General features: G+C 67.8%; 12 protein-coding genes. 9 read left to right on the top strand and 3 right to left on the bottom strand.

Going from position 1 to position 13,202, the window contains the following annotated elements:
* Nucleotides 1-1,502: IMP dehydrogenase (gene guaB / locus P2P98_RS08360; protein WP_275799024.1), on the bottom strand; the 1,502-nt coding region annotated here is incomplete at its 3' end.
* Between the two features lie 273 nt (nucleotides 1,503-1,775).
* On the opposite strand from guaB, the gene P2P98_RS08355 reads away from it, so the two are divergent.
* From P2P98_RS08355 to P2P98_RS08335, 5 genes are read left to right on the top strand one after another with little or no spacing between them, the layout of a single operon-like run.
* Nucleotides 1,776-3,074: a branched-chain amino acid ABC transporter permease gene (locus P2P98_RS08355; RefSeq protein WP_275799022.1), complete on the top strand. Its 1,299-nt coding sequence runs from the start codon at nucleotides 1,776-1,778 to the stop codon at nucleotides 3,072-3,074.
* A gap of 11 nt (nucleotides 3,075-3,085) precedes the next feature.
* The gene (locus P2P98_RS08350) at nucleotides 3,086-4,066 is read left to right on the top strand and encodes a branched-chain amino acid ABC transporter permease (RefSeq protein ID WP_275799020.1); all 981 of its coding nucleotides are present in this window, start codon (nucleotides 3,086-3,088) and stop codon (nucleotides 4,064-4,066) included.
* Nucleotides 4,059-4,991 carry an ABC transporter ATP-binding protein gene (locus P2P98_RS08345; protein ID WP_275799018.1) on the top strand — a complete coding sequence of 311 codons (933 nt, stop codon included), beginning with the start codon at nucleotides 4,059-4,061 and terminating at the stop codon, nucleotides 4,989-4,991. Before P2P98_RS08350 ends, P2P98_RS08345 begins: the two co-directional genes overlap by 8 nt.
* Nucleotides 4,991-5,773: an ABC transporter ATP-binding protein gene (locus P2P98_RS08340; protein ID WP_058597882.1), complete on the top strand. Its 783-nt coding sequence runs from the start codon at nucleotides 4,991-4,993 to the stop codon at nucleotides 5,771-5,773. Before P2P98_RS08345 ends, P2P98_RS08340 begins: the two co-directional genes overlap by 1 nt.
* Before the next feature lie 38 nt (nucleotides 5,774-5,811).
* A complete protein-coding gene (locus P2P98_RS08335) occupies nucleotides 5,812-6,606 on the top strand; it encodes a hypothetical protein (RefSeq protein WP_275799015.1) in 795 nt (264 codons plus the stop codon).
* 59 nt (nucleotides 6,607-6,665) lie between these two features.
* Here P2P98_RS08335 and P2P98_RS08330 read toward each other — a convergent pair whose 3' ends face one another.
* Together P2P98_RS08330 and rarD are read right to left on the bottom strand one after the other, a co-directional pair.
* A complete protein-coding gene (locus P2P98_RS08330; RefSeq protein ID WP_275799012.1) occupies nucleotides 6,666-7,952 on the bottom strand; it encodes an ABC transporter substrate-binding protein in 1,287 nt (428 codons plus the stop codon).
* Nucleotides 7,953-8,157: 205 nt separating this feature from the next.
* A complete protein-coding gene (gene rarD, locus P2P98_RS08325) occupies nucleotides 8,158-9,099 on the bottom strand; it encodes an EamA family transporter RarD (protein WP_275799010.1) in 942 nt (313 codons plus the stop codon).
* Between the two features lie 288 nt (nucleotides 9,100-9,387).
* On the opposite strand from rarD, the gene P2P98_RS08320 reads away from it, so the two are divergent.
* Genes P2P98_RS08320 through P2P98_RS08305 form a run of 4 tightly spaced genes read left to right on the top strand, consistent with a single transcriptional unit; the run spans nucleotide 9,388 to nucleotide 13,101 of the window.
* A complete protein-coding gene (locus P2P98_RS08320) occupies nucleotides 9,388-10,233 on the top strand; it encodes a MetQ/NlpA family ABC transporter substrate-binding protein (protein WP_275799008.1) in 846 nt (281 codons plus the stop codon).
* Nucleotides 10,230-11,261 carry an ATP-binding cassette domain-containing protein gene (locus P2P98_RS08315; RefSeq protein ID WP_275799006.1) on the top strand — a complete coding sequence of 344 codons (1,032 nt, stop codon included), beginning with the start codon at nucleotides 10,230-10,232 and terminating at the stop codon, nucleotides 11,259-11,261. The genes P2P98_RS08320 and P2P98_RS08315 overlap by 4 nt, the downstream gene beginning before the upstream one ends.
* Complete coding sequence (locus tag P2P98_RS08310; RefSeq protein ID WP_275799004.1) at nucleotides 11,258-11,926, top strand: methionine ABC transporter permease; 669 nt, start codon at nucleotides 11,258-11,260, stop codon at nucleotides 11,924-11,926. Before P2P98_RS08315 ends, P2P98_RS08310 begins: the two co-directional genes overlap by 4 nt.
* 2 nt (nucleotides 11,927-11,928) lie before the next feature.
* Complete coding sequence (locus P2P98_RS08305) at nucleotides 11,929-13,101, top strand: aminotransferase class I/II-fold pyridoxal phosphate-dependent enzyme (RefSeq protein WP_275799002.1); 1,173 nt, start codon at nucleotides 11,929-11,931, stop codon at nucleotides 13,099-13,101.
* The last annotated feature ends 101 nt before the right edge of the window (nucleotides 13,102-13,202 follow it).

Genomic DNA, 13,202 nt, shown 5'->3' with positions numbered 1-13,202 from the left:
TACTTCTTGTAGTTCGGCGCCTCGACGACGATCTGCACGTCGTGCGGGTGCGACTCCTTCAGGCCAGCCGAGGTGATGCGGACGAACTTGCCCTTGGTCTTGAGCTCTTCGACGGTGCGCGCGCCGACGTAGAACATCGACTGACGCAGACCACCGATGAGCTGGTAGGCGACCGCCGACACGGGGCCGCGGTAGGGCACCTGGCCCTCGATGCCCTCGGGGATGAGCTTGTCGTCGCTGGGGACGTCGGCCTGGAAGTAGCGGTCCTTCGAGTACGACGTCTTCTTGCCGCGCGTCTGCAGCGCACCGAGCGAGCCCATGCCGCGGTACTGCTTGAACTGCTTGCCACCCTGGAAGACGATCTCGCCTGGCGACTCGTCGGTGCCCGCGAGCAGCGAGCCGAGCATGACGGTGTCGGCACCGGCGACGAGCGCCTTGGCGATGTCGCCCGAGTACTGCAGCCCGCCGTCGGCGATGACCGGCACTCCCGCGGGGATCGCGGCCTGCGCGGCCTCGTAGATCGCGGTGACCTGCGGCACACCGACACCGGCGACGACGCGGGTCGTGCAGATCGAGCCCGGTCCGACGCCGACCTTGACGGCATCCACGCCCGCGTCGATGAGCGCCTGAGCGCCTTCGCGGGTCGCGACGTTGCCGCCGATGACGTCGATGTGCGCGAACGACTCGTCGGCCTTGAGGCGCGTCACGATGTCGATGACACCCGCGGACTGCCCGTTAGCGGTGTCGACCACGAGAACGTCGACGCCGGCATCGCGGAGCGCCTCGGCACGCTGCCACGCGTCGCCGAAGAAGCCGATGGCGGCACCGACGCGCAGGCGACCGTGGTCGTCCTTGGTCGCGAGGGGGTACTTCTCGCTCTTGTCGAAGTCCTTGATGGTGATGAGGCCGGCGAGCTTGCCCTCGTCGTCGACGAGCGGCAGCTTCTCGACGCGGTGCTTGGCGAACGTCGCGATGACGTCGTTGGCGTGGATGCCGACGGGGCCGGTGATGAGGCCCTCTTTCGTCATCACGTCTTTGACGAGGGTCGTCTGGCGCTCGAAGCCCGAGACGAAGCGCATGTCGCGGTTGGTGATGATGCCGACCAGCACGCCGTCGGGGTCGACGACGGGCAGACCCGAGATGCGGTACTGCGCGCACATCGCGTCGACTTCGGCCACGGTGGCATCCGGAGTCGTCGTGATGGGGTTCGACACCATTCCCGACTCGCTGCGCTTGACCTGGTCGACGATGCCCGCCTGGTCTTCGATCGAGAGGTTGCGGTGCACGATCCCGATGCCCCCCTGGCGCGCGATCGCGATCGCCATGCGCGCCTCGGTCACGGTGTCCATGGCGGACGAAAGAAGAGGCGTGGCGACGGTGATGCGACGGGTGAGGCGCGACGACGTGTCCGCTTCGCTCGGGATGACATCGGTGTGCCCGGGAAGGAGCAACACGTCGTCATACGTCAGTCCGATGAAACCGAAGGGGTCGTGCTGCTCCATGGATCCTCCTGCGCCGTAGCGCCTGTGTGAAAGGGACGTCCGATGGAATTCTAAGCGTCGGGAGCCTGGAAATTGTTCCCGAGCGCTCTGGCCGCCGTGCGCACTCGTGATGACACGGTTCGCTAACGAGGCAGTCAGTGAAACACCCTCGACACATTACGCTCGTAGCGTCGACCGTCGAAGCTGACGGGACGACTTCGTCAGCGCTGCCGAACTGGAGACTCCGTGGGTTATCCCTCCCCCACCGCGATACGATCGCGCACCTTATCCCGCATGGCCATCCTCGTGGCGTTCCTCGCGAGCGCCGTCGCCGTCCTGAGCCTGTTCCTCGCGTCACCCGCGAGCGCCCAGACGACGACCGCCCCCACCCCGGCCGCTTCGGCCGGAACCGGCGACGTCTCGACCCAGTACACGATCGGCGGCATCATCCGCGCCGGCGACGACCCCGTCGAGGGCGTCGAGGTCGCCGTCGAGGGGTCGGGTTTCTCGGAGGTGGGCACCACCGGCGCCGACGGCCGCTGGTCAGTCTCGGTCCCCGGACCCGGTTCGTACACCGCCGAGCTCAAGGTCGACACGCTCCCGGACGGCGTCGTCCCGCGTGACCCCGACAACGTCACCCGCGACGTGACGATCGGCACGACCAACACGGTCAATGTCCTCTTCCCCACGGGCGAGGGGACGGCGGCATCCGGATCGATCTGGGACACGCTGTTCTCGCGCTTCTTCTACGGCCTCAACTTCGGCCTCCTGCTGGCCCTGGCCGCGATCGGCATCTCCCTGATCTTCGGGACGACGGGCGTCAACAACTTCGCCCACGGTGAGATGCTCACCTTCGGCGCGATCATCTTCTACGTCTTCACCGCGATGGGCTGGAACCTCCTGCTGGCGGTGGTGCTGACCGTCGCCCTCTCGGCCGCGCTCGGCTGGACACAGGATGCCGTGCTCTTCAAACCCCTGCGCAAACGCGGGGTCGGCCTGGTCCAGGTGCTGATCGTGACGATCGGTCTCTCGATCGTCCTGCGCTACCTGTACCTCTACTTCTTCGACGGCGGCACCCGGAACATCACGACCGGCATCACCGACAACGTCACGATCGGCCCCGTCACCGTGACCCTGACCTCGATCATCAGCATGGGTGTCAGCATCGTGATGCTCGCCGCTGTGGGGTACTTCCTCACCCGCACGCGAATCGGCAAGGCCACGCGCGCCGTGAGCGACAACGCCTCGCTCGCCGCAGCCTCCGGCATCAACGTCGACCGCGTGATCCGCATCGTCTGGGTCATGGCGGGTGCTCTCACGGGCCTGTCGGGCGTGCTCTACGGCCTCTACCGCGGCGTCACGTGGGACATGGGCTTCGCGATCCTGCTGCTCCTGTTCGCCGCGGTGACCCTCGGCGGTCTCGGCAGTGCTTTCGGAGCCCTCGTGGGATCGCTGATCATCGGCATCATCACAGAACTGTCCACCATCGTCATCCCACCCGACCTGCGGTACGCGGTGGCCCTGATCGTGCTCATCGGCGTGCTGCTCTTCCGGCCGCAAGGTGTGCTCGGTCGTAAAGAGCGGATCGGCTGAGGAAAGACGACATGGACTGGCTTTCGATCTTCAACAACGCCGCGGGCGAGCTCATCAGCCCGACCACCGCGGCCTACGCCCTCGCCGCCATCGGCCTCAGCGTGCACTTCGGCTATGCCGGACTGCTCAACTTCGGTCAGGCGGGCTTCATGGCCGTCGGTGCCTATGCCTTCGCCATCGCGACCCTCTCGCTCTCGGCCCCCGTGTGGCTCGCGATCCTCATCGCGATCGCCGCATCGGTGCTGTTCGCCTTCATCCTCGGCATCCCGACCCTGCGCCTGCGCGCCGACTATCTCGCGATCGTCACGATCGCGGCGGCCGAGATCGTGCGCTACGTCGTCTCGACGGTCGGCCTGACCGACATCACCGGCGGCTCACAGGGCCTGAACGGTTACAACCGGGAGTTCCAGGCGCTCAACCCCCTCCCGGGCGGCACCTACGGCATCGGCCCGTGGACCTACTCGGCGAACGACTGGTGGGTGCGTCTGTTCGGCTGGGGCCTCGTCATCATCGCGACGCTCCTCGTCTTCATGCTCATGCGCAGCCCGTGGGGTCGCGTCGTGAAGGGCATCCGTGAAGACGAGGATGCCGTGCGCAGCCTCGGCAAGAACGTCTACTCGTACAAGATGCAGGCGCTCGTGCTCGGCGGCGTCATGGGCGGCCTCGCGGGCGTGGTGTTCATCCTCCCCCGCGCAGTGCAGCCCGGTAACTACGGCACGGCGCTGACGTTCTTCATCTGGACCGCGCTCCTTCTCGGAGGCGCGGCCACCCTGCTCGGGCCGATCGTCGGCGCGATGCTGTTCTGGGTTCTGCTGTCGCTGTCCAACGGCATCATCGTGGGACTGCGCGACGTCGGCATCCTGGGGTTCATGTCCAGCACCCAGACGGGCCAGGTGCGCTTCATCCTCGTCGGCATCGGACTGATGCTCCTCGTGATCTTCCGGCCACAGGGCATCTTCGGCAACAAGAAGGAGCTGTCGTTCAATGTCTGACACGACCGTCACACATCCGCTCGTCAAGGGCGAGGTCGGACCCGGCTGCGCCAAGGTCGACCCGATCGTCGTCGCCGACAACGTCACTCGTCAGTTCGGCGGCCTGAAGGCCGTCGACGTCGACCACCTCGAGATCCCGCGCGGACAGATCACCGCCCTCATCGGCCCGAACGGGGCCGGGAAGACGACGCTGTTCAATCTGCTCACGGGCTTCGACAAGCCCAACACGGGCAGCTGGAGCTTCGAGGGGTCGAACCTCGCCGGTGTGCCGGCGTTCAAGGTGTCTCGTAAGGGCATGGTGCGCACGTTTCAGCTCACCAAGTCGCTCGGGCGCCTCTCGGTGCTGCAGAATATGCTGCTCGGCGCCCGCGGGCAGAAGGGCGAGAACATCTTCCGCGCCCTGATCCCGGGGATCTGGCGCTCGCAGGAGTCCGAGAACACCACGAGAGCCGACGACCTGCTGCGTCGGTTCAAGCTCGACGCCAAGCGCGAGGACTTCGCCGCATCGCTCTCGGGCGGCCAGCGAAAGCTCCTCGAGATGGCGCGCGCGCTCATGAGCGACCCGAAGCTCGTCATGCTCGACGAGCCCATGGCGGGCGTCAACCCGGCGCTCACGCAGAGCCTGCTCGGGCACATCCTCGACCTGAAGAAGGAGGGGATGAGCGTGCTGTTCGTCGAGCACGACATGCACATGGTCCGTCACATCTCCGACTGGGTCGTCGTCATGGCCGAGGGCCGCGTCGTGGCGGAGGGGCCGCCCGAGACCGTCATGAGCGACCAGGCCGTGATCGACGCCTACCTCGGCGCCCACCACGACACCGATCTCGGCGACATGACCACGTCGCAGCTCGAGACCATCCAGGCCGAGGCCGCCGCCGAGGCGGAAGCGGAGCTCATCGCCGACGAGAAGGACGGGAAGCTCTGATGACCGACACCGCCACCACCACCCGCACCGCGGTGCTGCGCACCGACGACCTCGTCGCCGGCTACCTGCCGGGTGTGAACATCCTGAACGGGTGCACGGTCGATGCGTACCAGGGCGATCTCATCGGGATCATCGGCCCGAACGGCGCCGGCAAGTCGACGCTGCTGAAGGCCATCTTCGGCCAGGTGAAGATCCGCGGCGGAGCCGTGCTGCTCAACGGCGAGGACATCACCTCGCTCAAGGCCGACAAGCTCGTCGGCAAGGGCGTCGGCATGGTCCCGCAGAACAACAACGTGTTCCCGAGCCTGTCGATCGAAGAGAACCTGCAGATGGGACTCTTCCAACGGCCCAAGGTCTTCGCGGAGAGGTTCGAGTTCGTCAGCGGCCTGTTCCCCGAGCTCGCGAAGCGGCGCCGTCAGCGTGCGGGCTCGCTCTCGGGCGGCGAGCGGCAGATGGTCGCCATGGGTCGCGCACTGATGATGGACCCGTCGGTGCTCTTGCTCGACGAGCCGTCTGCGGGTCTGTCGCCCGTGCGCCAGGACGAGACGTTCCTCCGGGTCGCCGAGATCAACCGTGCCGGAGTGACGATCATCATGGTCGAGCAGAACGCTCGCCGCTGCCTGCAGATCTGCCACCGCGCCTACGTGCTCGACCAGGGCAAGGACGCGTACACCGGTACCGGCCGCGAGCTGCTCACCGACCCCCGTGTCATCGAGCTGTACCTGGGCACCCTCGCCGCCGATGAGGATGCGAAGCGCGACAACCGGGAGTCTCCCGCCTGATCCGACGCCGATATGCCGCGAGCGCGGCGCTCACCCTCGTGGGCGTCGCGCTCTCGTCATGCGCGAGCAGTGCCCCGCCGACACCCGTCTCGGTCGCCCTCGTACAGCAACGCGGCGATATCGCTCCGGGGCGCGTGCAGCTGCGCGTGACGAACGACGGCGACTCCCCTGTCGTCGTGACGTCTGCGACGCTCACCTCCCCCGTCCTCGCGGAGGCGGGCGGCGGCGAGACGAAGCGACCTGTGCCGCTCTCCCCGGGCCGGACGGTGGACCTCCCGGTGGCGCTGCCCGCTCTGCGGTGCGTCACGGAAGATCCGTCCGTCCGGGCGGTACTGCGCCTCGAAGAAGACGGGGAAAGCCGTGACGCGACGCTGGACGTCACGGACGAGCTCGGAGTGCTCACTCGTCTGGCTGAGACCGAATGCGGCCGGGAGGCCGTGGCATCCGTCGCCCGGATCTCGGCCGCGTCGGCGGCAGCGGGTGAGGGCGGAACCATCGATCTCGAGGTCTCGATCGAGCCGACCGGCGATGCCGGGGCGGGGACCGCCGAACTCCGCGCCCTGCGAGGCACTCCCCTGCTGCGCTTCCCCGCCGGCACCGAGACGCCGCTGGACGTGACCGTGCGCCCGGACGACCCTCCCTCGACGGTGACGATCGCTCTGACGCCGCAGCGCTGCGATGCGCACGCGATCGCCGAAGACAAGGTCGGCACCCTGTTCGACCTCGTGGTCCGGGTCGAGGATCGCGACGTGGTCATCCCGCTCGAACGATCGCCGTCGGTCGCCGCCGCGATCCTGTCGGCCACAGCCGCCGTCTGCGGCCTCACCCCGTAGTCACGACATGCGAAAGGGCCCGGATCCTTTCGGATCCGAGCCCCTCGCGTGGTGTCAGGTCACTCGTTGAGCGAGCCGAACTCCGTGTTCAGCAGGGTGTACTTGTTGTCGGCACCGTACTGGTAGATGCCGATGTACGCCTCGGTCGGGTCACCGTTCGCGTCGAACGTGATCGGGCCGGAAACACCGTCGTAGTCGATGTCCTTGCCCTCGTTGATGAGCTTCAGGCAGTCGGCGAAGGTCGTGCACTTCTCGCCATCCTCGGAGACCGACTGCAGGTTGTCACGGATCGCCGTGCCCGAGTCGTCCTTGGCCTGTGCCGCAGCGAGAGCCGCGACGATGACCGCGTCGTAGGACTCCGGCGCGTAGCTGAAGTCGGTGAGGGCGGGGTCGACCTCCTTCAGGCGAGCCTGGAAGTCGGTGTCGGCCGGGTTGCCGGGGAGGGTTCCCTTGGCGCCCTGCAGAGTGCCCGCCGGGAACTCGTACGAATTCGACAGGTTGCCGTCGACGAAGTAGACCTTCGACGCCGGGTAGCCCTGGGTGCTGACGAGCTGCGGGATGATCGACGACGTCTCTTCGAAGGCGATGACCGCGACAGCGTCGGGCTTGGCCTGCAGCAGCTGGTCGACCTGCGAGGTGAAGACCGTGTCACCCGGGTTGTAGGGGACCGCGACCGAGACCTCGCCACCGGCGGCCTCGACGGCCTTGGTCGCGTTGTCCTTGAGGCCGATGCCGTAGGGGTCGTTGATGTAGATGATGCCGACGTTGGCGGCGCCGTCACCGGTCATCAGGTTGCCGAGCACGCGGCCCTGCAGCACGTCGGAGGGAGCGGTACGCCAGTAGTAGCCGTCGTCCGCGTAGGTCGTGAAGTCGGGCGACGTGTTGGCCGGCGAGATCTGGACGATGCCTGCGTTGACGAGCTGGTCGATGAAAGTGAACGAGACACCCGAGGATGCCGCACCGATGACCACGTCCGCACCGGCGTCGACGAGCTCGGTGGCGGACTGGGTCGCGATGTCGGTCGTGGTGTCACCCGAGTCGCGCTCGGTGAGCTCGACCTTGAAGGGGAACTCGGAGCCCGTGGCCTCGATGTCCTTGATCGCGAGCTTGACACCGGCGACCTCGGGCGGGCCGAGGAACGCGAGGTTACCCGTGGCGGGGAGGATGGTTCCGACGTGGAACGTGCCGTCGGCCGTGGACACGGCGCCGCCGCCGGAGGAGGCGCTGGGCGCCGCGGCGTCGTTGCCGCCGCCACCCGAACAACCGGCGAGGACGAGCGCACTGGCACCAACCAGGGCGATACCGCCCAGGACCTTGCCTGCGCGGCTACGCGTGAAGACGTTCATAGTGCTCCTTGCTGTGAATGAACGTTGGGCGACACAAGAGGTCGCCTGGTGACCCAAACCTAACCGGACGCACGTTTTCGTCGTGTTGCCGTTCGTTAACGATGTGCGTCGTCGCGGTCACAGCCCCATAACGACCCTGGCGCTCTCATCCGCGATGGCGTAGGCGCCTCGTGCGGTCGGGCCGGATAGCGCAGAAAGTGGCCGGTCAGACCGGTTCTGCGACGTCGGAGACCGAGCGACGGTGGCGACGCGACATCACGATCGAGTCCACGCTCAGCACGATGAGCGCGACCCAGACGAGACCGAAGCCGATCCACCGCTCGAGCGTCATCGGCTCCCCCAGCACCCACACGCCGATGGCGAACTGGATGATGGGTGCCACGAACTGCAGCAGGCCGATCACCGTGAGCGGGACGCGCCGGGCACCCGAGGCGAACAGCAGCAGGGGAATCGCGGTGACCGCTCCCGCGAGCAGCAGGAGGACGGTGTGCAGCGCGCCCGCCGTACCGAGCGTGATGCCGGTCAGGTTCGCGACGAACACCAGCTGGACCGCCGCGACCGGGAGGAGCCAGAGCGATTCGAGGGTCAGACCGCTCACGGCATCCACGGCCGGGCCGATCTGCTTCTTCACGAGCCCGTAGAAGCCGAACGAGAACGCGAGCGTCAGGGCGATCCACGGGAACGCCCCGTAACCGATGACGATCACCGCGACGGCGACGACCGCGAGGCCGATCGCGATCCACGGCACGAGCCGCAGGCGCTCGCGCAGCACGATGACGCCGAGCAGCACCGTCACGATCGGGTTGATGAAGTACCCGAGACTGGTCTCGATGACGTGGTTCGTCAGGGCGCCGTACAGGTACGTCTGCCAGTTGATGTAGATGAGCACGCCCGCGACAGCGGTGAGGCCCATCAGGCGGGGCTGCCGGACGATCGCGAGGAACGGCCGCCACGCGCGGAGGACGGTCAGCAGGATCAGGCAGAAGAGGAAGGCGAGGATGATCCGCCACGCGACGACCTCGAACGGGCCGGTGGGCTTGAGCTGCAGGAAGTAGATCGGCAGGACGCCCCAGAGCAGGTAGGCGCTCAGGGCGTACACGGCACCGCGGGTGCTCCCCCCGGTCGGGGCGGAAGGAGCGGCAGTCACCGACCCAGCCTACGCGTGCCGTCTTACACCGGACGGCCGAACGCCGTCCGTTTCCTGCCACGCGGAGTCGGGGAGGACGACGGTCGTCCCCGAGACGGAACTCGAGCTCCGGGTGCCACCGCCGCTGCCTCACCGTCCAGCGGGTGAACTGTTGCCGCGTGTGACACAGCGTTTCGCGATCGACGAAGACCTCTCGCTACCGTCCCCGAGGGGCTCGGCGCCTGACAGCCGGCCCCTCGCACAGCACGCGATCCACTGCCACGCACCATCCGAGCACCCGGAGAGTCCATGAGTTTCGCACGTACCGCCGCCGCCTTCCTGGCCGCCACCGCCCTCGCCGTCTCACTGACCGCGTGCGGCGCATCGTCGTCCCCGGCATCGACCGAGGCGTCCACCGACAAGACCGACATCAAGATCGGCTTCAACCCCGGCCCGTACAAGGAGATGTTCGAGGGTGGCATCCAGCCCATCCTCGAGTCCGAGGGTTACACGGTCGAGCCGGTCGACTTCACCGACGGCATCGTCGTCAATGTCGCGGTGAACACGGGCGAGATCGACGCGAACATCATGCAGCACCCCGTCTACCTCTCCTTCGTGAACGCGAAGGAAGGGATCGACAACGCCCCGCTCGTGCAGATCCCGACGCCGCGCATGGGGCTGTTCGGCGGGAAGAAGGAGAGCCTCGCCGAGGTCGCGGACGGCTCGACCGTCACCGTGCCGAACTCGCCGTCGAACCTCTACCGCGGTCTGTTGATCCTTCGCGACGTGGGGTGGATCGACTTCGCCGACGTCGACGACCCCAACACCGCCGACCTGTCGATCATCACATCGAACCCGAAGAACCTGAACATCACCCCGATCGACAACGCCCAGCAGGTTCCGGCCCTGCAGGACGTCGACTTCGCCACCATCCAGGGCAACTTCATCGTCTCGGGCGGCCTGAACTACGACGATGCCCTCGCGGTCGAGAACCAGCCGGTGCAGTTCTCCAACGTCGTCGCGGTCCGTTCGGTCGACGTCGACACTCCGTGGGCCCAGGCGATCAAGTCGGCCTACGAATCGCAGGAGTTCATCGACTACATCAAGGCGAACCCGCAGTACTCCGGCTACCAGCTCCCGGCCTGGTTCCAGTGAGCGGCACCGCGGGCGGAGGCATCGTCTTCGACGCGGTGACCAAGAGCTACACCCGGAGGGCCGTCACCACGACGGCCCTCCGGGACGTCTCGCTCGAGGTCGCCCCGGGGACGATCTTCGGCGTCATCGGATACAGCGGCGCGGGGAAGTCCACCCTGATCCGCACCGTCAACGGACTAGAGAAGCCCACCTCGGGCCGGGTGCTGGTCGACGGCGTCGACATCTCGTCGCTGCGGGGGCGTGACCTGCGCGCGGCACAGAAGAACACCGGCATGATCTTCCAGCAGTTCAACCTGCTCGAGACCCTGTCCGCGCGCGACAACGTCGCGCTCCCCCTGCGCCTCGACGGAGTCTCCCCCGCCGAAGCCCGCCGACGCGCCGACGAGGTGCTCGCCTTCGTCGGGCTAAGCGGCAAAGCCGGAAACCACCCCGGCGACCTGTCGGGCGGGCAGAAGCAGCGCGTCGGCATCGCGCGCGCCCTCGCCCGCAACCCGAAGATCCTGCTGTCGGACGAGTCCACGAGCGCGCTCGACCCCTCCACGACCGCGCAGATCCTCGATCTCCTCCGCCGGATCAACCGCGAATACGGCACGACGATCCTCGTCGTCACGCATGAGATGGACGTCATCAAAGACCTCGCGCACGAGGTGGCCGTGATGGCCGAGGGAGAGGTCGTCGAGCACGGGAGCGTGCTCGACACCTTCATCCGTCCTCGCGCCGCCGCGACGCGCGATTTCGTGGACACCATCGTCCCGCGCGGGCTCCCGCGGCGCGTCGTTGAGCACCTGGGCGGCGACGGACTCTGGCGCATGCTGCTCCTGGATGCCGAGGTCGAGCAGCCTCTCATCACGGGCCTGATCCGCGATGTCGGCGTCGACGTCAACATGCTGCACGCCGACATGACGCAGATCCAGGACCACACCGTCGGGCAGCTGATCGTGAAGGTCACCGGCTCCCCGGAGAAGATCCGCGAAGCGCACGGCTATCTCGCCGCGCGCGTGGTCGAGCTCGAGGAGGTGGCCGGATGAACGGCGACAAGTGGACGCTCGTCACCCCCGACATGTACTTCCGTGCCCTCGGCGAGACGCTGCAGATGCTGGGCGTCTCGCTCGTGCTCGGATCGATCCTGGGCGTCGTCCTCGGAGCGATCCTCGCGCTCACACGCCGAGGCGGAGTTCTCCAGAACACCGCCGTCAACCTGGTTCTCGCGACCGTCGTCAATCTCATCCGATCGCTGCCGTTCATCATCCTGCTCGTGGCGATCCTGCCGTTCACCCGGCTGCTGGTGGGCACGAGCATCGGCGTCTGGGCCGCGATCGTCCCTCTCACCGTGATGGTCGCGCCCTACATCGGACGCCTGGTCGAGAACTCTCTGCTCGAGGTTCCCGCGGGGGTCGTGGAGGCGGCGCGGTCGATGGGCGCCTCTCCGCTGCAGATCTTCTGGCGGTTCCTCCTCCCAGAGGCGCGCGGCTCCCTCATCCTCGCCATCACCATCGCCACCGTCGGCCTCATCGACGCCACCGCGATGGCGGGCGTCGTCGGCGCCGGCGGCATCGGCGACCTCGCGCTGTCGTACGGTTACGAGCGGTACGACGGATTCGCGATGGTGATCACCTGCGTGACCCTGATCGTGCTCGTCCAGGGCATCCAGGCGCTGGGCTCCGCGCTCGCGCGCCGCTACCGGCGGCGCTGACGGTGGTCGACTTCGCGCCCGCCACCCGGGTCGACGCCCTCCCCCCGAACTTCTGGGGGGCGATGGATGCCGAGAACGCCCGCATCGCGGCTCTCCCGGGACCGCAGTTCATCGACGTGTCCAAGGGCAACCCCGATCTGCCGACGCCCGAGCTCATCGTCCGGGCCATGCAACGGTTCGTCGCCGATCCCGTCAACCACCGCTACCCGTCGTACGCAGCGCGCCCGTCGCTGCGGGAGGGCGTGGTGCAGCGGTACCGGGAGGACCACGGGCTCGACCTCGACCCCGACACCCAGGTGGCGGTCTTCCACGGGTCACACGAGGCGCTCATGGCTGCGGTGCTCGGACTCGCCGATCCCGGGTCGACGGTCGTGCTTCCCGACCCGGGCTATCCGATGTACACGTCGGCGGTGGACCTCGCTCAGGCGCGGGCGGCGACGCTCCCGCTCGTCGGGCCGGATCATCAGCCCGACTTCGCGGCGCTCGCGCACCTCGACCGTGCGCGCGTGCTGCTGCTGAACTACCCGAACAACCCGACCGGGGCGGTGGCGACCCCGGCGACATTCGAGGCGGCGATCGACTACGCCGATCGCGTGGGAGCCGCCTTCGTGCACGACTTCGCGTACTCGTCGTTGGGCTTCGAGGCGCGGCCGCTCTCGGCGTTGGAAGTCGACGGCGCCGACGGACGCACCGTCGAGGTGCAGACGCTGTCGAAGACCTACAGCATGGCGGGATGGCGGGTCGGTTTCGCCGCCGGCAATGCCACGATCATCGCGGCCATGCGCCGCTACCAGGCCCACGCCTTCAGTACGATGTTCGGCGCGACGCAGGAGGCCGCGGCCGCGGCGCTGCGCGGCGATCAGTCGGCCGCCGCCGACCTGGTCGAGGTCTATCGTCGTCGTCGCGACCTCGTCGTCGCGGGTCTGCGCGCGATCGGGTGGGACGTCATCGAGCCGCGGGGGACGTTCTTCGTGTGGGTGCGCCTTCCCGCGCGCACCGACGCCGTCGCGTTCGCCCGCCGCCTGCGGGAAGAGGCCCGCGTCGCGGTGGCCCCCGGCGACGGCTTCGGTCCGCGCGGACGCGGGCATGTGCGGCTCGGTCTCGTCGTCGACGACGCCACGCTGCACGAGCTCGTGGAGCGCCTCGCCTCGTTCTCGGCCGATCCGTCCGCCTAGAGCTTGCGCACGTCTCCCCGATGCAGCGGGTCGACAGGCCATACCCCGACGGCGCATCGCAGATCAGTGACGCGAAAAGCGCCGAGAGCCATCGTGTGACG

The organism is Microbacterium sp. Kw_RZR3, assembly GCF_029222405.1.
In the GTDB taxonomy this organism is placed as follows: Bacteria; Actinomycetota; Actinomycetes; order Actinomycetales; family Microbacteriaceae; genus Microbacterium.
Note: the sequence above shows the minus strand (reverse complement) of the source record. Positions and strands in the feature narration are given on the sequence as shown.

Coding starts and splice junctions, on each gene's coding strand:
- P2P98_RS08330 (WP_275799012.1), bottom strand. CDS start 7,952: ATGAACGTCTTCACGCGTAGCCGCGCAGGCAAGGTCCTGGGCGGTATC.
- P2P98_RS08355 (WP_275799022.1), top strand. CDS start 1,776: ATGGCCATCCTCGTGGCGTTCCTCGCGAGCGCCGTCGCCGTCCTGAGC.
- P2P98_RS08340 (WP_058597882.1), top strand. CDS start 4,991: ATGACCGACACCGCCACCACCACCCGCACCGCGGTGCTGCGCACCGAC.
- P2P98_RS08350 (WP_275799020.1), top strand. CDS start 3,086: ATGGACTGGCTTTCGATCTTCAACAACGCCGCGGGCGAGCTCATCAGC.
- P2P98_RS08310 (WP_275799004.1), top strand. CDS start 11,258: ATGAACGGCGACAAGTGGACGCTCGTCACCCCCGACATGTACTTCCGT.
- P2P98_RS08345 (WP_275799018.1), top strand. CDS start 4,059: ATGTCTGACACGACCGTCACACATCCGCTCGTCAAGGGCGAGGTCGGA.
- P2P98_RS08320 (WP_275799008.1), top strand. CDS start 9,388: ATGAGTTTCGCACGTACCGCCGCCGCCTTCCTGGCCGCCACCGCCCTC.